Origin of the sequence: Variovorax sp. RO1, from assembly GCF_002849325.1 — a bacterium.
Lineage (GTDB): Bacteria > Pseudomonadota > Gammaproteobacteria > Burkholderiales > Burkholderiaceae_C > Variovorax.
Map to the genome: position 1 here is coordinate 1,779,530 of NZ_PKMT01000001.1, position 22,735 is coordinate 1,802,264.

Annotated in this window: 19 protein-coding genes; 13 read left to right on the plus strand and 6 right to left on the minus strand. The window is 68.9% G+C overall.

What is annotated here, in order from left to right:
- Positions 1-22 precede the first annotated feature (22 nt).
- Genes CY658_RS08605 through CY658_RS08615 form a run of 3 tightly spaced genes read left to right on the plus strand, consistent with a single transcriptional unit; the run spans position 23 to position 3,880 of the window.
- On the plus strand, positions 23-1,354 hold the full coding sequence (locus CY658_RS08605; RefSeq protein WP_101489717.1) for an HlyD family secretion protein: 1,332 nt from the start codon (positions 23-25) through the stop codon (positions 1,352-1,354).
- Positions 1,355-1,392: 38 nt separating this feature from the next.
- Positions 1,393-2,955 carry a DHA2 family efflux MFS transporter permease subunit gene (locus tag CY658_RS08610; RefSeq protein ID WP_101489718.1) on the plus strand — a complete coding sequence of 521 codons (1,563 nt, stop codon included), beginning with the start codon at positions 1,393-1,395 and terminating at the stop codon, positions 2,953-2,955.
- A 16-nt stretch (positions 2,956-2,971) separates the two neighbouring features.
- A complete protein-coding gene (locus tag CY658_RS08615; RefSeq protein ID WP_101489719.1) occupies positions 2,972-3,880 on the plus strand; it encodes a LysR family transcriptional regulator in 909 nt (302 codons plus the stop codon).
- 6 nt (positions 3,881-3,886) lie between these two features.
- On the opposite strand, the gene CY658_RS08620 is transcribed toward CY658_RS08615, so the two are convergent.
- Positions 3,887-4,504, minus strand: a complete 618-nt coding sequence (locus tag CY658_RS08620) for a cysteine hydrolase family protein (RefSeq protein ID WP_101489720.1) — start codon at positions 4,502-4,504, stop codon at positions 3,887-3,889.
- 107 nt (positions 4,505-4,611) lie between these two features.
- The gene (locus CY658_RS08625; RefSeq protein WP_101489721.1) at positions 4,612-5,829 is read right to left on the minus strand and encodes an AGE family epimerase/isomerase; all 1,218 of its coding nucleotides are present in this window, start codon (positions 5,827-5,829) and stop codon (positions 4,612-4,614) included.
- Positions 5,830-6,173: 344 nt separating this feature from the next.
- Between CY658_RS08625 and CY658_RS08630 the strand changes: the two genes are divergently transcribed.
- From CY658_RS08630 to CY658_RS08660, 7 genes are all read left to right on the plus strand, one after another.
- On the plus strand, positions 6,174-6,944 hold the full coding sequence (locus CY658_RS08630; RefSeq protein WP_099790985.1) for an ABC transporter ATP-binding protein: 771 nt from the start codon (positions 6,174-6,176) through the stop codon (positions 6,942-6,944).
- Position 6,945: 1 nt separating this feature from the next.
- Positions 6,946-7,653 (plus strand): ABC transporter ATP-binding protein, encoded by a 708-nt coding sequence (locus CY658_RS08635; RefSeq protein ID WP_099790983.1) that lies wholly within the window; start codon positions 6,946-6,948, stop codon positions 7,651-7,653.
- Positions 7,654-7,690: 37 nt separating this feature from the next.
- Complete coding sequence (locus CY658_RS08640) at positions 7,691-8,890, plus strand: ABC transporter substrate-binding protein (RefSeq protein ID WP_101489722.1); 1,200 nt, start codon at positions 7,691-7,693, stop codon at positions 8,888-8,890.
- Between the two features lie 37 nt (positions 8,891-8,927).
- Positions 8,928-10,130, plus strand: a complete 1,203-nt coding sequence (locus tag CY658_RS08645; RefSeq protein WP_101489723.1) for an ABC transporter substrate-binding protein — start codon at positions 8,928-8,930, stop codon at positions 10,128-10,130.
- 45 nt (positions 10,131-10,175) lie between these two features.
- Positions 10,176-11,051, plus strand: a complete 876-nt coding sequence (locus CY658_RS08650) for a branched-chain amino acid ABC transporter permease (RefSeq protein ID WP_101489724.1) — start codon at positions 10,176-10,178, stop codon at positions 11,049-11,051.
- A gap of 10 nt (positions 11,052-11,061) precedes the next feature.
- A complete protein-coding gene (locus CY658_RS08655) occupies positions 11,062-12,051 on the plus strand; it encodes a branched-chain amino acid ABC transporter permease (protein ID WP_180838895.1) in 990 nt (329 codons plus the stop codon).
- A gap of 145 nt (positions 12,052-12,196) precedes the next feature.
- The gene (locus CY658_RS08660; protein ID WP_101489725.1) at positions 12,197-12,646 is read left to right on the plus strand and encodes a cupin domain-containing protein; all 450 of its coding nucleotides are present in this window, start codon (positions 12,197-12,199) and stop codon (positions 12,644-12,646) included.
- Positions 12,647-12,656: 10 nt separating this feature from the next.
- Here the strand turns inward: CY658_RS08660 and CY658_RS32425 are convergent, their stop codons facing one another.
- A complete protein-coding gene (locus CY658_RS32425) occupies positions 12,657-12,899 on the minus strand; it encodes a hypothetical protein (RefSeq protein WP_143713631.1) in 243 nt (80 codons plus the stop codon).
- A gap of 141 nt (positions 12,900-13,040) precedes the next feature.
- Here CY658_RS32425 and CY658_RS08665 point away from each other — a divergent pair, with 141 nt between their 5' ends.
- Complete coding sequence (locus tag CY658_RS08665; protein WP_101489726.1) at positions 13,041-13,796, plus strand: hypothetical protein; 756 nt, start codon at positions 13,041-13,043, stop codon at positions 13,794-13,796.
- Between the two features lie 21 nt (positions 13,797-13,817).
- Here CY658_RS08665 and CY658_RS08670 read toward each other — a convergent pair whose 3' ends face one another.
- Positions 13,818-14,915 carry a lipocalin-like domain-containing protein gene (locus tag CY658_RS08670; RefSeq protein ID WP_101489727.1) on the minus strand — a complete coding sequence of 366 codons (1,098 nt, stop codon included), beginning with the start codon at positions 14,913-14,915 and terminating at the stop codon, positions 13,818-13,820.
- Between the two features lie 2 nt (positions 14,916-14,917).
- Entirely contained in the window at positions 14,918-15,994 is a 1,077-nt protein-coding gene (locus CY658_RS08675; RefSeq protein ID WP_101489728.1) for a PLP-dependent cysteine synthase family protein, read from the minus strand.
- A gap of 108 nt (positions 15,995-16,102) precedes the next feature.
- On the opposite strand from CY658_RS08675, the gene CY658_RS08680 reads away from it, so the two are divergent.
- Positions 16,103-18,622: a penicillin acylase family protein gene (locus tag CY658_RS08680; protein WP_101489729.1), complete on the plus strand. Its 2,520-nt coding sequence runs from the start codon at positions 16,103-16,105 to the stop codon at positions 18,620-18,622.
- 24 nt (positions 18,623-18,646) lie between these two features.
- Here CY658_RS08680 and CY658_RS08685 read toward each other — a convergent pair whose 3' ends face one another.
- Positions 18,647-21,232, minus strand: coding sequence for an FtsX-like permease family protein (locus CY658_RS08685; RefSeq protein WP_101489730.1), 2,586 nt, complete (start codon positions 21,230-21,232; stop codon positions 18,647-18,649).
- Between the two features lie 65 nt (positions 21,233-21,297).
- On the opposite strand from CY658_RS08685, the gene CY658_RS08690 reads away from it, so the two are divergent.
- Positions 21,298-22,734 (plus strand): serine hydrolase domain-containing protein, encoded by a 1,437-nt coding sequence (locus CY658_RS08690; RefSeq protein ID WP_101489731.1) that lies wholly within the window; start codon positions 21,298-21,300, stop codon positions 22,732-22,734.
- The last annotated feature ends 1 nt before the right edge of the window (position 22,735 follow it).

Consider the following 22,735-nt stretch of genomic DNA (forward strand, 5'->3'; position numbering starts at 1 on the left):
CTTCTTCGGAAAGAACTCCATCATGAGCGATAACAACACTCCGACATCCGCTTCCATCCCGTCTTCCAACGGGCCCACCACCGCAGCGCCCGAGGCGCCTGCAAGCAACGGCAAGCGCCGCCGCGCACTCACCGTCCTCGCCACCGTGGTGGTGGTCGCCGGTGGCGGCTGGGGCCTGTACGAATGGCTGGTCGCCAGCCACTACGAAAACACCGACAACGCCTACGTGCAGGGCAACGTCATCCAGATCACGCCGCAGATCGGCGGCACCGTCATGGCCATCGGCGCCGACGACACCGACTTCGTGAAGGCCGGTCAGCCGCTGGTGCAGCTCGACCCGGCCGACGCCAAGGTCGCGCTCGAGCAGGCCGAGGCCGCGCTCGCGCAGGCCGTGCGCCAGGTGCGCACGCTGTACGCCAACAACGGCTCGCTGGCCGCGCAGGTCACGCTGCGCCAGTCCGACATCGCCAAGGCCCAGAGCGACATCGCCAAGGCGCAGGACGACCTGCAGCGCCGCCGCGCGCTGTCGGGCAACGGCGCCGTGTCGAAGGAAGAACTCAACCACGCCGAGACGCAGCTGGCCAACGCCAAGAGCGCACTGGCCGCCGCACAGGCCGGCGTGGTCGCCGCGCGCGAGGCGCTGGCCAGCAACCAGTCGCTCACCGAAGGCACCAGCGTGCCCCAGCACCCGAGCGTGCTGGCCGCCGCCGCCAAGGTGCGCGAGGCCTACCTCGCCACGCAGCGCGTGGCCATGCCCGCGCCGGTCGACGGCTACGTCGCCAAGCGCACCGTGCAGCTGGGCCAGCGCGTGGCCGCCGGCACGCCGATGATGTCGATCGTGCCGCTGCACCAGCTGTGGGTCGACGCCAACTTCAAGGAAGTGCAGCTGCGCAACATCCGCATCGACCAGCCCGTGAAGCTCACGGCCGACGTGTACGGCAAGAAGGTCGAGTACACCGGCAAGGTCGCCGGCCTGGGCGTGGGCACCGGCGCCGCCTTTGCGTTGCTGCCGGCGCAGAACGCCACCGGCAACTGGATCAAGGTGGTGCAACGCGTGCCCGTGCGCATCGCGCTCGACCCCGAGCAGCTCAAGGCCAACCCGCTGCGCATCGGCCTGTCGATGGACGCCGAGATCGACATCACGCAGAAGACCGGCAAGATGCTGGCCGACGCACCGCGCAGCACCGCCTTCGCGCAGACGCAGGTCTACAGCCAGCTCGACCGCGGCGCCGACGCCGAGGTGGAGCGCATCGTCGCCGCCAACCTCGGCCGCGGCGCGCCCACTGCGGCCGTGAGCCGCCCGGCCGCTGCGGCACCGGCCGCGCACGTCGCCACGCAGGGCCAGCCGGGCTGATCGCAGCGTTGATTCGCTGAACCTTCACAGCCCGCGCCATGGCCACCGCTGCTCCCGCTTACATCGCGCACCCCCCGCTCGAGGGCTCCGCCCGCGTCTGGGGCACGGTCGCGCTGTCCGCCGCCACCTTCATGAACGTGCTCGACTCGTCGATCGCGAACGTGTCGCTGCCGGCCATCTCGGGCGACCTTGGCGTGAGCACCACGCAAGGCACCTGGGTCATCACCAGCTTCGCGGTGGCCAACGCCATCGCGGTGCCGCTCACGGGTTTCATGACCCAGCGCTTCGGCCAGGTGCGCCTGTTCATGGCCAGCGTGATCCTGTTCATGATCGCCTCGCTGCTGTGCGGCCTGGCGCCCAACATGACCACGCTCATCCTGTTCCGCGCGCTGCAGGGCTTCGTGGCGGGGCCGATGATCCCGCTGTCGCAGACGCTGCTGCTGTCGAGCTACCCGCGCGCCAAGGCCGGCCTGGCCATGGCCATGTGGTCGATGACCACGCTGGTCGCGCCGGTGATGGGGCCGCTGCTCGGCGGCTGGATCACCGACAACATCTCGTGGCCGTGGATCTTCTACATCAACATCCCTGTCGGCATCGTGGCCGCGGCCATCACCTGGACGCTGTATCACAAGCGCGAGAGCAAGACGCACAAGGTGCCGATCGACGCCATCGGCCTGGCGCTGCTGGTGCTGTGGGTGGGTTCGATGCAGCTCATGCTCGACAAGGGCAAGGAGCTCGACTGGTTCCACTCGGCCGAGATCGTCACGATGGCCGTGGTCGCCGTGGTCGGCTTCGCCTTCTTCCTGGTCTGGGAGCTGACCGACAAGCACCCGGTGGTCGACCTGTCGCTGTTCAAGCGCCGCAACTTCTGGTCGGGCGCGGTGGCCACGGCCATTGCCTACGGCCTGTTCTTCGGCAACGTGGTGCTGCTGCCGCTGTGGCTGCAGCAGTGGATGGGCTACACCGCCACGCAGGCGGGGATGATCATGGCGCCCGTCGGGATGCTGGCGATCTTCTTCTCGCCGGTGGTGGGCCTCACGGTGGCCAAGATCGACCCGCGCCGCTACGCGACCTTCTCGTTCCTCGTGTTCGCGCTGGTGCTGTGGATGCGCTCGAACTTCAACACGCAGGCCGACTTCGTGACGATCATCATCCCGACGATCATCCAGGGCATCGCGATGGCGTTCTTCTTCATTCCGCTCGTGACCATCACGCTGTCGGGCCTCACGCCCGACCGCATTCCGGCCGCGTCGGGGCTGTCGAACTTCCTGCGGATCACGGCGGGCGCCATGGGCACCTCGATCGCCACCACGCTGTGGGACAGCCGCGCAGCCATGCACCACGCGCAGCTCGTGGAGTCGGTGAACCCGGGCAACAGCGCGGCCACCAGCGCCATCGCGGGGCTGACGGGCAGCGGCTTGAGCACCGAGCAGGTGCTGGGGCAGATCAACCGCCTCGTCGACCAGCAGTCGTTCATGCTCGCAACGAACGACATCTTCTATGCCTCGGCGGTGTTGTTCCTGCTGCTGATTCCGCTGGTGTGGCTGGCGCGGCCGCAAAAGGGCGGCGCGGGCGGCGACGCAGCCGCCGGCGCGCACTGACCCGCACGGCCCGCGCATGGACCAGTTCGCGGCCATGAAGGCGTTCCGCGCCGTCGTGGAGGCCGGCGGCTTCACCGCCGCGGCCGACGCGATGGACGTGTCGCACACGGTGGTCTCGCGCCACGTCAAGCAGCTGGAAACCGCGCTGGGCGTGCAGCTGCTCAACCGCACCACGCGCCGCTTCGCGCTCACGCAGGCGGGGCAGACTTATTACGAACACACGCGGCAGATCCTCGACCAGGTCGAGACGGCCGCGCTGGTCGTGGCGCAGCACCAGGTCGAGCCCACGGGCCTGCTGCGCATCAACGCGCCGATGTCCTTCGGGCTGGAGGAGCTGGCGCAGTGGCTGCCGGCGTTTCTCGACGCGCACCCGCAGGTCAAGGCCGACCTGGTCTGCAACGACCGCTTCGTCGACCTGATCGAAGAAGGCTTCGACGTCGGTCTGCGACTGGCGTATGCACTCTCGGATTCGACGCTGATCGTCAAGCGCCTCGCGAGCTTCGAGGAGTGGTGGGTGGCGTCGCCGGCTTACCTGCAGCGGCGCGGCACGCCGCAGACGCCGGCCGACCTGGTGGCGCATGACTGCCTGAACTATTCATTGGCCGCGAAGGCCGCACAACCCAGCTTCACCGCGCCGGACGGCAGCGTCCACACCGTGGACGTCGGCGGGCGGCTGCAGGCCAACAGCGGGATCGTGCTGCGCAGCGCCGCGCTGGCCGGCACGGGGCTGGCGGCATCGCCGGCGTTCCTCGTGCGCGCACACGTGGCGCGCGGCGAGCTGGTGCGCGTGCTGCCCGGGTTTCGCCAGCAGCCGCTGAACCTGTACGCGCTCTATCCGCAGAGCCGGCACCTGTCGCCGAAGGTGCGGGCGTTCGTCGACTTTGCTGCCGCGCGCTACCTGCCCGCGGACGGGCAGGGCGACTGAGGCCGTTCAGGCACCCGCCTCCAGCAGCCGCAACACCTCGTCGGTCGAGCGCACCTCGGCCACCACATCCGACACGCCGCGCAGCGCCGCGCGGTGCAGCTCGCGGTGGCCCAGCACGCCGCCTTCTTCCAGGTCGAGATCGCGCGTCGCGCAGGCATCGCCCACGATGAGGCTCTGGTAGCCGCGCGGTGCGGCGTCGAAGGCGGTGGCCGACACGCACATGTGCGTCATGAGGCCCGTGAGGACCAGCGTCGTGACGCCGCGCGCCTGCAGCTCGGCCTCGAGCGCGGTGCCCGCGAAGGCGCTCGGCGTGGCCTTGCGCAGCACCGTGTGCTGCGGGGCGGGGCGCAGCGCGTCGTGGATACCGAAGGCACGGCTGCCGTCCGCGAAGATCGGGCTGTCGGCGGGCGCCACGTGCTGCACATGGAACACCGGCACCGCATGCCGGTCGGCGGCATCGATCAGGCGCCGCGCCTGGCGCAGGGCGGTCCCTCCGTCGGGAATGGGCATGCGCCCGTCGAAGTACTCGTTCTGGAAATCGATCGCGATCAGCGCCGTGGTGGCGGGGTCAAGGCGACTCGTGGGCACGGCGCCGGTGAGGCTGCGGATGCTGGGGTGCTTCATGCGTTCCCTGCGTGAGTGAAAGAAGGCCTGAAGCGTAGGCAGCCTGCGCGCTGCGGGGTAGAGGCGCCGCCGCACAAGATATGTGCGAATCGTGACGGGTGACGCGGCTATTTGACGCCGTGGCCCAGCGCCTTCAGCACGTCATGGCACGCGCCCATCGTGTGGTAATCGGTCTTGCCGGCCGGGCTTTTCTCGTCGCTGATCTTCGCGTTCTGCGGCGTGAGGATGCGGTACCACGCACCGTGCGTGTGGTCGACAAAGTGGTCCCAGCTGTAGGCCCAGATCCGGTCGTACCAGTCCCAGTAGCCGGCGTCGCCCGTGCGCACCGCGAGCAGGGCGGCGGCGGCGAAGCTCTCGGCCTGCACCCAGAAGTACTTGTCGCCGTCGCACACCGTGCCGTCGGGACCGAAGCCGTAGACCAGCCCGCCGTGCGTGGCGTCCCAGCCGCGTTGCATCGCGGTGTCGAAGAAATGACGCGCGCGCGGCACGATCCATTCGGTGCCGGGCGCGTCGGGGCCCAGGTGGCTGGCGAGCTGCAGCAGCAGCTTGGCCCACTCGGTGAGGTGGCCGGTCTGGAAGCCCCAAGGCCGGAAGATGTTGGTCTTGTCGCCGCGGTTGTAGTCCCAGTCGATCGACCAATCTGCGCGGTAGTGCTCCCACACCAGCCCGTCGGCGAGTGCGGCCTGCCGGCCCGTGATGCTTTCGGCCAGCGTGCGCGCGCGCTGGAGGTAGAAGGGCTCGCGCGTGGCGTCGTAGGCCGCGAGCATCGCCTCGCAGGCGTGCATGTTGGCGTTCTGGCCGCGGTAGGGGCCGACCTGCCAGCCTGGCGTGGCCTCGTCGGCGTACAGCTGATGCGCCGGCTCCCAGAAATGCTGTTCCATCAGGTCGCGGGTGCGCGCGAGGCCGGCGCGTGCTTCCTCGACGCCGGCCATCAGCGCATGCGCGTGCGCCAGCAGCACGAAGGCCATGCCGTAGCAGTGCTGCGTGCCGTCCTGCACCGTAGATTGATGGCCATCCCAGTCGATCTGCCATGCATAGCCACCATTCGGCTGCGCATGCGCGGTCTGCAGAAACGCCAGGCCGTGCCGCACCGCCGCGAGGTCGTCGGGCCGGCCGAAGCGGCGCCATGCCATCGCGTGGTTGAACACGAAGCGCGTGCTGCTCACGAGGTGGCGCGTGCGCCGGTCGTACACCGTGCCGTCGTCCTTGAAGAAATGGAAGAAGCCGCCCGAGGCATCGCGGCTGCGCGGCGCGTAGAACGCCAGCGTGTGTGCGATGTGGCCGGTAAGGAATTCGGGCGAGCGGAAGTTCGGCAGGTTCGGCATGGCGGTGGTGGATTCAATCCGGGTGAAAGAGCATCGTTGCAGTGCAGCGGGCGCGCAAGTTTTCCACGAAGGGCGTCGGCGTGCGCGAGCGCCTCATCACTGCGCACGTGCACGCCTCGCGCGTTCGCCGGTGTGCGTGTTGCGGTGCGCAATGTCGTCGGGACGACAGTCGTTTGCCCGGGGGTGGTGCGCCTTGTGAATGGTTGCAGTGCAGCATAGGCATTTGCCCCAGTATGCAATTGCATAGCAGCCCCCAACAATCGGTCCGCGCTCGCTGGTGGCGCACGCATTGAGATGGACCGCATGACCGATTTCTTTTTTCCGCACACGGACGACGCCGCGAGATGAGCGACGTCATTCTTGAAACACGCCAGCTCACCAAGGAATTCAAGGGATTCACCGCGGTCAGCAAGGTTGACCTCTCGGTGAAGCGCGGCTCGATCCACGCGCTCATCGGCCCCAACGGTGCCGGCAAGACGACCTGCTTCAACCTGCTCACGAAGTTCCTCGAGCCGACCGCGGGCACGATCCTGTTCAACGGGCACGACATCACAGGCGAACGCCCGGCGCAGATCGCGCGACGCGGCGTGATCCGCTCGTTCCAGATCTCCGCCGTGTTCCCGCACCTCACGCTGCTCGAGAACGTGCGCCTGGGCCTGCAGCGCAAGCTCGGCACCTCGTACCACTTCTGGAAGAGCGAGAAGTCGCTCAAGCCGCTCGATGCGCGCGCCCGCGAACTGCTCGCCGAGGTGGGCCTCGAAGACCTGGCCGACGAGCAAACGGTGAACCTGCCCTACGGCCGCAAGCGCGCGCTCGAGATCGCCACCACGCTGGCCATGGAACCCGAACTGATGCTGCTCGACGAACCCACGCAGGGCATGGGCCACGAAGACGTGCACCGCGTGGCCGAACTCATCAAGCGCGTGTCGGCCGGACGCACCATCCTGATGGTCGAACACAACATGAGCGTGGTCTCGACCATTGCCGACACCATCACGGTGCTGCAGCGCGGCGCCGTGCTGGCCGAAGGCCCGTATGCCGAAGTCTCGAAGAACCCGCAGGTGATGGAGGCCTACATGGGCACCACCGACGGCCAGATGCAGGGCGCGCACTGACATGACCGCTGCACTCGAAATCAAGGGCCTGCAGGCCTGGTACGGCGAATCGCACGTGCTGCACGGTGTCGACATGGTCGTGCAGCCGGGCGAGGTCGTCACGCTGCTGGGCCGCAATGGCGCGGGCCGCACGACGACGATGCGCGCCGTGATGGGACTTACCGGCGCCCGCAAGGGCAGCATCAAGGTCAACGGCGTCGAGACCATCTCGATGGCGACGCACCGCATCGCGCACCTGGGCATCGGCTATTGCCCCGAAGAGCGCGGCATCTTCGCCAGCCTCTCGTGCGAAGAAAACCTGATGCTGCCGCCCGAGCTGAAAGGCGCGGGGCCGGGCATGTCGGTCGACGAGATCTACGCCATGTTCCCCAACCTCGCCGAGCGCCGCCACAGCCAGGGCACGCGCCTGTCGGGCGGCGAGCAGCAGATGCTGGCCGTGGCGCGCATCCTGCGCACCGGCGCCAAGCTGCTCTTGCTCGACGAGATCTCCGAAGGCCTTGCGCCCGTCATCGTGCAGGCGCTGGCCCGCATGATCACCACGCTGCGCGCCAAGGGCTACACCATCGTCATGGTCGAGCAGAACTTCCGCTTCGCCGCGCCGCTGGCCGACCGTTTCTACGTGATGGAGCACGGCCGCATCGTCGAGAAATTCGGCGCTGCCGAGCTCGAAGCCAAGATGCCCGTGCTGACCGAGCTGCTCGGCGTCTGAGTTCTTTCACCCCTTCTTGCTACTGCCGGAGACATCCATGAAAAATCAGCTCACCGCTTTCGCCCTGGCTTTCACCGCACTGGCGCTCGCAGCGTCCGCCCAGGCGCAAGGCCAGGACAAGGTCAAGATCGGCTTCATCACCGACATGTCGAGCCTGTACGCCGACCTCGAAGGCAAGAACGGCGCGCTGGCGATCCAGATGGCCATCGACGACTTCGGCGGCAAGGCGGCCGGCAAGCCGGTCGAGCTGCTCACGGTCGACCACCAGAACAAGCCCGACATCGCTGCCTCGAAGGCGCGCGAGTGGATCGACACGCAAGGCCTGAGCATGGTCTTCGGCGGCACCAACTCGGGTGTCGGCCTGGCGCTGGCCAAGGTCGCGGCCGAGAAGAAGCGCGTGTACTTCAACAACGGCGCGGCCTCGTCGGTGCTCACCAATGAACAGTGCTCGCCCTACACCGTGCACTACGCCTACGACACCGTCGCGCTCGCCAAGGGCACCGGCGCCGCAGTGGTCGACGGCGGCGGCAAGACCTGGTTCTTCCTGACGGCCGACTACGCCTTCGGCCACGCACTCGAAGCCGACACCTCCACCGTCGTGAAGGCCAAGGGCGGCACGATCGTCGGCGCGGTGCGCCACCCGCTCAATGCGTCCGACTTCTCCTCGTTCCTGCTGCAGGCGCAGAACTCCAAGGCACAGATCCTCGGCCTGGCCAATGCAGGCGGCGACACCGTCAACAGCATCAAGGCGGCGAAAGAATTCGGCATCGGCAAGTCCATGAAGCTGGCCGGCCTGCTGATCTTCCTGAGCGACGTGCACAGCCTGGGCCTGAAGAACACCGAAGGCCTGCAGTTCACCACGAGCTGGTACTGGGACCTGAACGACGACACGCGCAAGTTCGCCAAGCGCTTCTTCGACAAGACCAAGCGCATGCCCACCGAAATCCAGGCCGCCGACTACTCGGCCACCATGACCTACCTCAAGGCCGTGGACGCGGCCAAGACCGACGATGCCGACAAGGTCATGGCCGAGCTCAAGAAGATGAAGATCAACGACTTCTTCGGCTCCGGCCAGATCCGTCCCGACGGCCGCTACGTGCACGACATGTACCTGATGCAGGTCAAGTCGCCCGCCGAATCGAAGACGCCGTGGGACTACTACAAGCTCGTGAAGAAGCTGCCCGGCGACACCGTCTTCACCACCAAGGCCGATTCCAAGTGCGCGCTCTGGAAGTGACGCGACACCCCCGAACACCCCCACAGGAACACCTTTCATGAAGATCACCACATTCGCTCTCTCCGCCGTTTTCGCCGCCGCCGCGCTGGCCGCCGGCGCTGCCCAGGCCCAGGCGCAGGACAAGGTTAAGATCGGCTTCATCACCGACATGTCGAGCCTGTACGCCGACGTCGAAGGCAAGAACGGCGCGCTGGCCATCCAGATGGCCATCGACGACTTCGGCGGCAAGGTCAACGGCATGCCCATCGAGCTGCTCACGGCCGACCACCAGAACAAGGCCGACATCGCCGCCTCGAAGGCGCGCGAGTGGATCGACACGCAGGGCCTGACCATGCTGTTCGGCGGCACCAGCTCGGGCACCGGCCTGGCCATGGCCAAGGTGGCGCACGAGAAGAAGCGCGTCTTCATCGTCAACGGCGCCGGCAGCTCGGCGCTCACCAACGAACAGTGCACGCCCTACACCGTGCACTACGCCTACGACACCGTGGCACTCGCCAAGGGCACCGGCTCGGCCGTGATCGGCCGTGGCGACAAGAGCTGGTACTTCCTGACCGCCGACTACGCCTTCGGCCAGGCGCTCGAAGGCGACGCGACCAAGGTCGTAAAGGAAAAGGGCGGCACCGTGCTGGGCAGCGTGAAGCACCCGCTGAACACGTCCGACTTCTCGTCGTTCCTGTTGCAGGCGCAGAACTCCAAGGCACAGGTGCTGGCGCTGGCCAATGCCGGCGGCGACACCATCAACTCGATCAAGGCGGCCAAGGAATTCGGCATCACCAAGAACATGAAGATGGTGGGCCTGCTGGTGTTCGTCACCGACGTGCACAGCCTGGGCCTGAAGAACACCGAAGGCCTGCTGCTCACCACGAGCTGGGACTGGAACCTCGACGACAAGACGCGCGCCTTCGGCAAGCGCTTCTTCGAGAAGACCAAGCGCATGCCCACCGACATCCAGGCCGCCGACTACTCGGCCACCATGACCTACCTGAAGGCCGTGCAGGCCTCCAAGACGGTCGATGCCGACAAGGTGATGGCCACGCTGAAGTCCACGCCCATCGACGACTTCTACGCCAAGGGCAACATCCGCGCCGACGGCCGCTTCGTGCACGACATGTACCTGGTGCAGGTCAAGTCGCCGGCCGAATCCAAGCAGCCGTGGGATTACTACAAGGTGATCCAGAAGCTCAAGGGCGAAGAAGTCTTCACGACCAAGGCCGAAAGCCGCTGCGCCCTCTGGAAGTGACCTCCCGCGGGCGTCCTTGCGGCGCCCGGGTTCGTTGAAACGCTTATGAACATTTCCCTTCCCGCCTTGTTGAGCCAGCTCCTTCTGGGGCTGGTCAACGGCTCGTTCTACGCCATCCTGAGCCTCGGGCTGGCGGTGATCTTCGGTTTGCTCAACGTCATCAACTTCGCGCACGGCGCGCTGTTCATGCTCGGGGCCGTCCTCACCTGGATGGCCATGGAGTACCTCGGCGTCAACTACTGGGTGATGCTGATCGCCGCGCCGATCCTCATCGGCCTGTTCGGCGTGGTCATCGAACGGTTGCTGCTGCGCTGGATCTACAAGCTCGATCACCTCTACGGCCTGCTGCTCACGCTGGGCCTCACGTTGCTGATCGAAGGCGTGTTCCGCTCGGTCTACGGCGTGTCGGGGCTGCCCTACGACGCGCCCGATGCGCTGTCGAGCGCCACCGACCTGGGCTTCATGGTGCTGCCCAACTACCGTGCCTGGGTCGTCGTGGCCTCGCTGGTGATCTGCTTCGCGACCTGGTACGTGATCGAGAAGACCCGCCTGGGCGCCTACCTGCGCGCCGGCACCGAGAACCCGCGGCTCGTGGAGGCCTTCGGCGTCAACGTGCCGCTGATGATCACGCTGACCTACGCCTTCGGCTGTGCGCTCGCCGCCTTCGCCGGCGTGCTGGCCGCACCGGTGATGCAGGTGTCGCCGCTGATGGGGCAGAACCTCATCATCGTGGTGTTCGCAGTGGTCGTGATCGGCGGCATGGGCTCCATCATGGGCGCCATCCTCACGGGCCTGGGCCTGGGCGTCATCGAAGGGCTCACCAAGGTTTTCTATCCCGAGGCTTCCTCGACGGTTGTGTTCGTGATCATGGTCATCGTGCTGTTGATTCGCCCCGCCGGCCTGTTCGGCAAAGAGAAGTAAGGCGAACGGCATGAACATGAAAAAAATCTCCACTGTCGTCTACGCCTTGCTGCTGGTGGCCCTGGTGCTGGCGCCGTTCTTCGGTGCCTACCCGGTGTTCGTGATGAAGCTCATGTGCTTCGCGCTGTTCGCCGCGGCCTTCAACCTGCTGCTGGGCTACACGGGTCTGCTGTCCTTCGGCCATGCGGCCTTTCTGGGGGGCTCCGCGTACGTGGCGGGCCACGCCATCAAGGTCTGGGGCCTCACGCCGGAGCTGGGCCTCATTGCGGGCACGCTCACCGGCGCCTTGCTGGGCTGGCTGTTCGGCGTGCTGGCCATCCGGCGCCAGGGCATCTACTTCGCGATGATCACGCTGGCGCTCGCGCAGATGATGTTCTTCGTCGCGCTGCAGGCCAAGTTCACGGGCGGCGAAGACGGCCTGCAGGGCGTGCCGCGCGGCAAGCTCTTCGGCGTCATCGACCTGTCGAACGACCTCACCATGTACTACGTGGCGCTGGTCGTGGTCGTGCTGGCCTTCCTGCTGATCGTGCGCACCATCCACTCGCCGTTCGGTCAGGTGCTCAAGGGCATCAAGGAAAACGAGCCGCGTGCGCTCTCGCTGGGCTACGACGTGGGCCGCTTCAAGCTGCTGGCCTTCGTGATCTCGGCCGCGCTGTCGGGCCTGGCCGGTTCGCTCAAGACGCTGGTGCTGGGCTTTGCCACGCTGTCCGACGTGCACTGGACCGCTTCGGGCCAGGTCATCCTGATGACCTTGGTCGGCGGCCTGGGCACGCTGTCGGGTCCCATCGTGGGCTCGGCGGTGGTGGTGCTGCTCGAAAACAAGATCGGCGAACTCGGCAGCTTCCTGGCGCGCATCACGACCATCGACTGGTTCAACACGCTGGGCGAGTCGGTGACCATGGTCACGGGCCTGATCTTCGTGATCTGCGTGCTGGCCTTCCGCAAGGGCATCATGGGCGAGATCATCGCCTTCATCGATCGGCGTCGCACGAAGCAGTGATGCAAAGGCCGTGACGGCCGCGGGCGGTGCGTGTGCATCGTCTGTGCCGCCAGGGCAGCGCGTCAAAGCGGGGTGGTTACCCTGCGCCGCTTGTGCCCCCTGCGACCGGGGCGCAGAATCCTGCTCCCACTTCGAGGAGCCGGCCATGGCCCTTCTTCCGTACTTCGTCTTGTCACCCGAGCGGCGCGAAACGCCGCTGAACGTGCTCGGCACGCAGGTGACGGTGCTGGCGTCGAACGCCGCGACGCAGAGCTACGGCGTCACCTTCCAGCGCGGTGACGAAGGCACGGGCCCGCCGCCGCACAGCCATGACTGGGACGAGTCGTTCTACGTGCTCGGCGGGGAGGTCGAGTTCCATTGCGACGGCCAGGCCCACTTGTGCCAGCCCGGCACGCTGGTGCACGTGCCGCGCGGCACGGTGCACGGCTTTCACTACGGCAAGGGCGGCGGGCAGATGCTCGAGATCACGGGGCAGGACGCGATGGCTGCGCAGATGTTCGCGGCGATCGATCGCGAGATTCCGGTGGGGCCGGCGCCGGACATTCCGAAGCTGCTGGCGGTGCTGGAGCGCAATGGGGTGACGGTTTCCGCGTGATGCGCGGTCGTCATCGGCACTGGCAAGTCTTCGGTCCTTGCGTGGAGCCAGTCGTTGCGTGCGATGGTGGCTCCATCGTTCCGTCTTGCCAACCGCGCGCGATGCACGTGGCGCGGCAGATCTCGCGGCCTGCGAGGCCCGTCGAATTGCCACTCCGGCTGAAGCCGAACAGCGCGCCTGCGATGGCGATCCCCGCGAACACGGCGATCGCGATGAGCGCCGAGCGAAGCTTCTGATGACGTGTGGCGTTCATGGACGGTGGGGTGCTTGGCATGACGTGAGGCCGACTCTATCCAAAACCACCGGTTCCGGTGGCTACGCCGCATGCAGCGCTCGGCACAATCGTCCGCACCCGGCCGCACAGGCCCACACCGACAAGAAGAAGGAGACCCCCATGCGCAGATGGCTGCTCGCACTTTTCATGGCGCTCGCGCTGACGGGGTGCATGACCCCGCCGACGCTGCCGCCGAACGGCGGCAAGCTCGCGAAGGGCGCGAAGGTCGGCCTGCTCGTACGGATGCCCGCCTCTGCGGAACACATGCACGTGGGCACGACCGTCTTCAACAACTTCTCGACCACGTACCCGTTCCCCTGGAACCCCACGGCCAAGGTCTACGAGGCCTTCACGTCGGAGCTCGAGAAGGCAGGCTTCCAGGTGGTTCGGTTGACGAGCTTTGCCACGACCTCCGTCAACGCGCTGGCCATCTTCAAGGACGGTCGCTGGATCGCGAATCCTGCGCAGGCGTGGGCTGCACGCAAGCTGAAGGAAGATCAGATCTCTGCGGTGGTCCTCATCGAGGCGACGCGAACGCAGGCGCGCATGGAGTGCACCGGGGGCCCCTGCGACGAGAGCTTCATGCAGAACTCGGGCCTCTTCACGCGCGGCATGCTGGCGTCGACGCGGTACTTCGCGGTGCCCGCGATCGAAGCCAAGGTCTTCGTCATGGACCCGCCGCTGAACCTCGCGGCCTACGAGCCGATGCTCGCCCAGCAGCGGCAACGGGTGCGGCAACTCAAGGATTTCCAGGAACCGCGCGACCTCAAGCGGTTGAGCAGCACCGAGCTCGCGCCGGTTGCTTCGGCGATCGACGACTACGTCCGCGCGCTGTCGCGCAACACGGCGCAGGCGCTGAGCCAGGGCGTGAAGTAGCCCTTCGCGCTGTGCTTCGGCTCACAACCGCAGCGGCGCCGCATACCCCGTCATCTCGAGGTACCCGCGCCCCACGCGCTTGCCTTGCTGCGCGTCGCGCAGCTCGCTCAAGCCTTCCCAGTACACGCCGCCCGTGGAGCCGCGGCTGTCCAGTTCCTGGTCGTCGAGCAGTGCCTGCACCTCGAAGCGGCCCGCGGGCGTGTCGATGCGCCAGTGCGTGGGGTAGCTCGCGCGGGTGCGCGGGCTGGTCCAGCTGCGCAGGGCGTCGAAGCGCACCTCTCCGGGCTGGAAGATGCGCGCCGCGCCGCCGCGCGGGCGGAACGAACCGCCGGACCACAACGCGCTGCCGTCGCGGCGGCGCAGGTGGAAGGCGGTGAGCGCGCTGCCGTCGTCGAGGTTCATGCCGATCCAGTCCCAGCCCACGGCCTCGGGGTGCATCAGCGCCTCGCTCCATTCATGGTCGAGCCACGCGGTGCCGGTGATCTCGAACGGGGCCTGGCCCTGCAGCGTAAGGCGGCCTTGCGCCTGCAGTTGCGGTTCGCTGTAGTAGTAGCTCGCCTGCTCGGGATCGGGGCCTTTGCGTGACAGGCCTTCGCGACCCTGCAGCAGCACCGGCTGCGACGGCGCGAAGCGCAGGTCGAGCGTGAACTCGCCGGCGGGGATGCGTGCGGTGTAGGCGCCGCTGCCAGCATCGCGCACCAGCGACCAGTCGCGCAGACGCACGTCGGTGTCGGTTTCGCTGGCCGAGGCCACGTCGAAGCCCGCGCGGGCGATGCGCTGGTCGTGCCGCAGCACGCGGCCTTCGAGGTCGGTGACGGCGGCGTGCGCGAACACCAGCTGCTTGGCAGCGAAGGCCGAGCGCATGGCCTGCGTGGCGTCGACGCGTGAGCGGAAGAAGGTCACCTGGAAACCGAACGCGCGCCCCGCGGCGGTCTGGCCGTGGCCGGTGATGTACCACCACTCGGTGCGCAGTTCGGGGTGGCTGCCGAAGTCGCGCGGAAACTGCAGCGCCTTCGCGGGCAGGGCCCAGCCGGCATGCGGCGCGGCCGAGGCGGCCAGCGCGGCCAGCAGCAAGAGCTGCCGCCGCGCGATGAGGCCGCCGGGTGCGCGCGTGGACATCGTCAACCTGCCACCAGCGCGTCGATGCGTTGCTGCGCCGGCGCGATGTCGCCGAAGGCGTTGCGCACCCAGTCGGCGTCGTGGTAACTCGGCAGGTAGCGTTCGCCTGCGTCGCACAACAGCGAAAGAATCGAGCCCTGCTGGCCGGCCGTGCGCATCTCGTGCGCCACGGCCAGCATGCCGACGAAGTTGGTGCCGGTCGACGGGCCGACCTTGCGCCCCAGCAGCGCCGACAGCGCATGCATGGCGGCCACCGAGTCGAGGTTGGGCACTTCGAGCATGCGGTCGACCAGCGTGCGCACGAAGCTGGGCTCCACGCGCGGACGGCCGATGCCTTCGATGCGCGAACCGGGCGCGGTCAGCGTGGTGTCGCCGCAGCGGTGGTAGGCCGAGAACACCGAGCCTTCGGGGTCGGCCACGCACACCTGCGTGTCGTGGCAGCGAAAGCGCACATAGCGTCCGATGGTGGCGCTGGTGCCGCCGGTGCCGGCGCCCACCACGATCCACGCGGGCACCGGGTGCCGCTCGTGCGCCATCTGCTGGAACATGCTTTCGGCGATGTTGTTGTTGCCGCGCCAATCGGTCGCACGCTCGGCGTAGGTGAACTGGTCCATGTAGTGGCCGCCGCTGCGCTCGGCCAGCGCGCGGGCCTCGTCGTACACCTGCGCCGCGTGGTCGACGAAGTGGCAGCTCGCGCCGTAGAAGGCGATCTGCGCGACCTTCTCGGGCGAGGTGCTGCGCGGCATCACCGCGATGAAGGGCAGGCCCAGCAGCCGCGCGAAGTAGGCCTCGCTCACGGCGGTGGAGCCGCTCGAGGCTTCGACGATGGTCGTGCCTTCGCGCACCCAGCCGTTGCACAGCGCATAGAGAAACAGCGAACGCGCGAGCCGGTGCTTGAGGCTGCCGGTGGGGTGCGTCGATTCGTCCTTCAGGTACAGGTCGATGCCGTGCGCGGCGAGCGCGGGCAGCGGCAGCGGAATGAGGTGCGTGTCGGCGCTGCGCTGGTAGTCGGCTTCGATGCGGTGGATCGCGCCGGAGAGCCAGTCGCCGCAGGAGGAGGATGAAGGGGTGGGCTGCATAGCGTGCCAGTCTACAAGTCATGCCCTGTAACCCGGCGGGTGACGCAAAGCGGCGGAAATCGGGATACTGTGCGCTGCCAATCCACAACAAGACAGGAGACGAGAGACATGAAGAGAACGAGCCATCGGCTTTCCCTGGGCGCCGTGTCGCTGGCGGTGCTGGCACTCGCAGGCTGTGCGTCCACTTCCCCCGGCATCAACACCCCCACGCGCCCCGCCTCATCCTTCACCGTGCCCGGCCTCGAGAAGCCCGCCGAAGTGCTGGTCGACCGCTGGGGCGTGCCGCACCTGTACGCCGGCACGCTCTACGACGCCTTCGTGGCGCAGGGCTTCATCGCCGCGCGCGACCGGCTCTGGCAGATGGACCTGTGGCGCAAGCGCGGCCTCGGCGAAATGGCCAAAGACTTCGGCCCCGCCTGGGTCGAGAGCGACCGCGCCGCGCGCGCCGTGCTCTACCGCGGCGACATGTACCGCGAATGGCTCGCTTACGGCTCCGACGCCAAGCGCGTGGCCGAGGCCTTCACGGCCGGCGTCAATGCCTACGTGGCGCAGGTGCGCGCGCAGCCCGCGCTGCTGCCGACCGAGTTTGCGCTGCTGGGCTACCAGCCGGCCGCCTGGTCGCCCGAGGACGTGGTGCGCATCCGGCACCACGGGCTCACGCTCAACTTCACGTCCGAGGTCGACCGCGCACGCGCCTTCTGCGCCGGCGCGCCGGGCGCCAAGGCCGACTGGCTGCGCCGCGAACTCGATCCGCCGGTCACGCCCAAGGTGCCCGACGGCTTCGACCCGTGCACCCTTCCTGCGGCAGAGCTGCGCGCGGCCTACCTGCGGGCCACCGATTCGCCGCGCTTCACCAAGGAGAACACGCGCGTGGGCATGAACGCGGGCGCGTCCTCCACGCCGGTCGCGCTGTTGCCCGGCAGCGCCGAGTCGATCGCTGCAAAGGCTGAGCAGGAAGAAGCGGAGCAACGCGCATCGCAAGGCGACCCCACGGCCGCCTACGGCAGCAACAACTGGGTCATCGCGCCGAAGCTCACGTCCACGGGCCGACCGATTCTGGCCAACGACCCGCACCGCTCGCACGGTGCGCCGAGCCTGCGCTACATGACGCACCTGAGCGCGCCCGGCATGGACGCGATCGGCGCGGGCGAGCCCTTCCTGCCGGGCCTGTCGATCGGCCACAACGGCACCATCGCCTTCGGCCTCACGCGCTTCTACATGGACCAGGAAGACCTGTACGTGTACGAGCTCAACCCCGGCAACCCCGAGGAGTACCGCTACCAGGGCCGCTGGGAGCCGATGACGCGCGTCACCGAGCGCATCGCGGTCAAGGGCGAGAGCGCGCCGCGCGAGGTGGTCAACACCTTCACGCGCCACGGCCCCGTGCTGGTGGCAGAGCCCGGCAAGCGCCGCGCCTTCGCCCTGCGCGCCGCCTGGCTGGAGCCCGGCATGGCGCCGTACTTCGGTTCGATGGACTACATGCGCGCACGCAACTGGGACCAGTTCCGCGCGGCCATGAACCGCTGGGGCGCACCCGGCGAAAACCAGGTGTATGCCGACAGCAGCGGCAACGTCGGCTGGATTCCGGGCGGCCTCACGCCCATCCGTCCGAACTGGGACGGTCTCATGCCCGTGCCGGGCGACGGCCGCTATGAATGGTCGGGCTTCCGCAATGGCGACGAGCTGCCGTCGGAGTTCAACCCCGCGCGCGGCTACGTGGTCACGGCCAACGAGAACAACATCCCGCCCGACCATCCGGCCGCCAAGAAGGGCGTGGGCTACGAGTGGAGCGATGCGGCCCGCGCGCGTCGGCTCAAGGAGCTGTTCGCGGCCAAGGTGGCAGCAGGTTCACGCTTCACCATCGAGGACTCGGAGCGCATGCAGAACGACATCGTCGCGACGCCGGCGCAGCGTTTGCTGAAGCTGCTGGCCGGCCAGCGCAGCGACGACGCACAGACCGCCGCGGCGCTGCGCCTGCTGCAAAGCTGGAACGGCGCCATGGACCGCGACAGCGCGGCGGCCGCGTTGTACGAGGTGTGGAGCAGCAAGTTCCTGCGCCAGGCCGTGCTCAAGGCAGGAGCGGGCGATGCCGCTGCCGCGCTGGCTGCGCCCGGCGACAACACGCGCATGGTGCTGCTGCTGGAGAACCCGTCCGGCTGGGTCAGCAACGCGCAGCGCGATGCGCTGCTGCTGACGACCTTGCCCGCCGCCATGCAGGAGCTGTCCACCAAGCTCGGGCCCGACCCGTCGGCGTGGAAGTGGGGCGCCTTGCACCGCGCCGAGTTCCGGCATCCGCTGGGCGGCGTGGTCGATGCGGCCACGCGCAAGAAGCTCGAGGTGGGCGACTGGCCGATGTCCGGCTCGTCGTTCACGCCGATGGCGGCCACCTACCGCGCGAACGACTACAAGCTGACCTCGGGCGCGTCGTTCCGCATGGTGCTCGACGTGGGCAACTGGGACGCGTCGCGCGTCATCAACACGCCGGGCCAGTCGGGCAACCCCGACAGCCCGAACTACCGCGACCTGGCGCCGCTGTGGCTCGAAGGCAAGTACGTGCCGCTGGTCTACAGCCGCGGGGCCGTCGAGAAAGAGACGGTGGAAAGAATCCAGCTGACGCCAGGGCGCTAGGAGGAATGGCGATGGAAGAGGGCGCTACCAGTCCTCTTTCACCGCCAGCACCACGTCGCGCCCTGCCGCGGCGCGCCCGGCCATCCACGCCGTGAACGTGCCCGCCGCCACCACGGCGGCGCACAGCGCCAGCAGCCGCACCCACGGCACCAGCAGGTCCATGCTCCAGTGGAAGCTCTGCGGGTTCACCACCTTCACCAGCACCACCGACACGGCCAGCCCGAGCAGCAGCCCCGCGACCGCGCCGATGGCGGTCCAGGCCGCGCCTTCGCCGGCCACCACGGCCAGCACCTGCCGCCGCGTGAAGCCCAGGTGTGCGAGCAGACCGAACTCCTTGCGCCGCGCCAGCACCTGCGCGCTGAAGCTGGCGGCAATGCCGAACAGGCCGATGGCGATGGCCACGGCCTGCAGCCAATAGGTGACGGCAAAGCTGCGATCGAAGATGCGCAGCGAGGTCGCGCGGATCTGGCCGACCGAGGCCAGCTCGACCGCGCCGTCGCGTGAGGTCCGCGATGCGAGTTCGCGCACGGCCGCCTGTACTTCTGCTTCGGACGCACCGGGCGCGAGCCACAGTGCGACGTCGCTCACGTCGTGCTCGCCGGTGATGCGCTCGAAGTCGCGCGCGTCCATCGCGATGGCACCGAACTGCCGCGCGTAGTCGCGCCACACGCCGGCCACGAAGAACACCTGCGGCGTGGCCGTGCGCATCGCATCGGCCAGCGGCGCAAACGCGGTGCCCGGCTTCGCGCCGTACAACTCGACCATCGGCTCGCTCACGTAGATGCCGGTCTGCCCGGGCGGCACGGGCAGCGCCTCGCCGACCAGCGGCAGCCCGCGCGCCACGCCGCCTTCGAGGCTGCGCGCAATCAGCGTCACGGCGGGCTGCGCGGGGTCGAGTTGCAGCGACTGTGTGCGCAGCGTGCCGGTGCGCGCCACGCCGGGCAACTGCGCCAGCGCCTGCACGAAGGCCGGCGCGAAGGTCGCGGTGTCGGTGCTGCTGGTGCCGCCGCTGTTGCCGCTGCCTCGCCCGCCCGAAGTGGCGCGCACGTACAGGTCGGCCGGCAGCACCACGTCGAGCCAGTGCGTGACCGATTCGCGAAAGCTCGCGACCATCACCGTCAGCGCCACCGCGAGGCTCAGGCTCGCGACCACACCGCTCACCGCCACGGCCGCCGTGCCGCGCATGCGGCGCGCGCGCTCGATGGCGAGCATCGGCAGTACGCGCCGCGCAAACGCGGGTGCCACACGGTCGTACAGCAGCGCGATGAGCCAGGGCAGGGCGGTGATGCCGCCCACCAGCAGGCAGGCCACCGACAGGTACGCCGCCACCGGAATGCCGCCGATCGCCGGCAGGTTGGCCAGCGCCGCGCCCGCGCCGATGAGGCCGAGTGCGAGCCAGTGGTGTCGGCCTTGCGCGGGTGCGGCGCCCAGGCCCTTGAGCGTCTGCGCTTCGGGCAGCGCCTGCGCGGCGCGCGCGGGCCACCAGCCGCCCACGAGCGCGGCGATCACGCCGAGCCCGCCGTACAGCAGCGCGGCGGCGCCGCTCCAGTGCAGCCGGGGCGCCACGCCTTCGAAGTAGCCACCGCCGAGGTCGCCGCCCAGCACGCGCAGCGCGAAGGCCGCGAGCGCGGTGCCAAGCGCCAGGCCGGCGGCGCTGCCGATGATCCCGAGCACCAGCGATTCGGCCAGCACCAGCCGCAGCCGTTCACGCGGCGTGAGGCCCAGCACGCCGAGCAGCGCGAACTGCTGCGCGCGCTTGGCCACGCTGAGCGCGAGCACCGAGAACACCAGGAACGCGCCCGTGAACAGCGCCACCAGCGCCAGCACCGTGAGGTTGACGCGGTAGGCGCGCGACAGGTTGCTCACGCGTTCGGCCGCATCGCCCGGCTCGGCGAACTTCAGGCCCGCGGGCCAGTCGGGCGACTTTTCGAGTGCGGCCACGAAGGCCGCGCGGTCGGTGCCCGGCGCGAGCCGCAGATCGATGCGGGTCAGCTGGCCGAGCTGGCCGAACAGCTCTTGCGCGGCGGCGATGTCCATCACCGCCAACGCCGCGCCGCCGGCGGTTACGTGGCCCGACACCGCGAGGCGTTGCCACGTGGCACCGCTGCGCAGTTGAAGGCTTTCGCCGGGCGCGGGCTGCAGCGGCAGCTGCAGCGCCTGGCGCGCTGCCGCGTTGAGGAACACATGGCCGGGCGCGAACAGCGCGAAGCGCTCGGCACCGGCCGCCGACTGCGGCATCAGCGCGGGTGCGATGGTGGGCAGCGCGAGCGCATCGACGCCGATCACGCGCAGCGGCACCTGGCGCCCGTCGCCGCCCAGCGCGAGGCCCTGGAACTCGAGCACCGGGCTCGCCAGCGCCACCTCGGGCCGGCGCGCGAGCCGGCCGAACACGGCCTCGTCGAAGCTGCCCTGCGCCGCGCGCACTTCGAGGTCGGGCTGGCCGTTCACCGAGCGCACCGCGCTGGAGAACTCGTCGAGCGCCGAGGCGTTGATGAGCTGCACCGAAAACGCCAGCGCCACGCCCAGCATCACGGCCAGCACGGCCGCCGCGTTGCGCCAGGGGTGGTGGCGCAGTTCCTGCCAGGAGAAAGTCGAAAGCAATGCACGCATGGGGTCATTGTGGCCGCCGTGGCAGGATGGCGGCTGTTCCGACTTCACGCCCGAGGATTCCGACGATGCGGCTTCTGCCCTCCGCCTGGTGCCACCGCTGGCTGGCACCCTGGCTTCTCGCGCCCTGGCTGGTGGGCGCGGCGAGCGCGCAGCTCGTACCGCCGTCCGCACCCTCCGCACCGCTCTCGCTGGCCAGCGACCCGTCCGTGTTGGCCCGCACCGCGCTCGGTGCCGAGCGCGGCACGCTGGTGGTCGGCGTGCTGCGCGGCGACAAGGCCGGCTACGGCATCGCCCACAACCCCGAGCCGCTGGTGGCACGCGCCATTGCGCCTGCCAGCGCGGAGCAGCCGATGTTCGAGATCGGCTCGGTCACCAAGGTCTTCACCGGCCTGCTGCTGGCGCAGGCCGTGGAGCGCGGCGACGTGGCGCTCGACGACAGCGTGGGCAAGCTGCTCGCCGGCCAGGCCGAAGGCGTGCCGCCCGCCGTGGCCGCGATCACGCTGAGGCAGCTCGTCACGCACACCGGCTGCCTGCCCGTGATGGCCGATGGCGTCACCGGCGGCGCTCCGTTGGCCGAGCAGTTCCGCAGCTTCGACCTGCCGATGTTCTGGGCCGCGCTCGCGCGCATCCGACTCACCGCCGTCGCGGCGCCGTGCGAGGCGCGCTACAGCAACTTCGGCATGGCGCTGCTTGGGCAGCTGCTGGCGCTGCGCTACGGCACCTCGTGGGGCGAGCTGGTGCGCGCGCGCATCACCGAGCCGCTGGGCATGAACGACACCGTGATTCCGCTCGGCGACAAGGCCTCGCGCATGGCGCCGCCGTTCGCCGGCGACCAGCGCCAGCAGCGCTTCGACATGCATGCCTACGCGCCGGCCAGCGCGCTGCGCTCGACCGCCGCCGACATGCTGGCCTTCAGCCGCGCCATCCTCGCCGGCGCCCAGGGCCCGCTGGGCCCGGCCGCCGCGCGCCTGCTCACGCCGCTCGCGCGCTACGAGGGCGCCGAGATCGGCTACGCCGTCATGGTGCGCGGCCCCGAGACCGGCCGGCGCACCTACTACCACGCAGGCGTCACCGAGGGCTACCGCACGCTCTGGCTGCTGGCGCCCGACACCGCCGAGGCGCTCATCGTGCTCGCCAGCAACCAGCGCGCCCCGCTGCAGCCCGTGATGCTCGCCATCGGAAAGAGCCGCTACCCGGTGCCGACGGCGGAAGTGCCGATCGATCCGAAGCGCCTGGCCGACTACGCAGGCGAGTTCCGCGTTGGCAAGGCGCAGGTGCTGGGCTTCACCGTGCGCGACGGGCGTTTGCTGGCGCGCGAAGCGGGCAAGGGCTACAACGGGCTCACGCCGACCGGGCCGGATCGCTTTGCGGTGACGGCGATCGGTGCACAGTTCGTGTTTCGGCGCGGCGGGGGCGGTGAGGTGACTGGGGTCACGCTGACACAGGGTGGCAGCCGGCTCGAAGGGCGGCGCGTTGGCGCTGCTGCAGTGCTACAGGACTGAG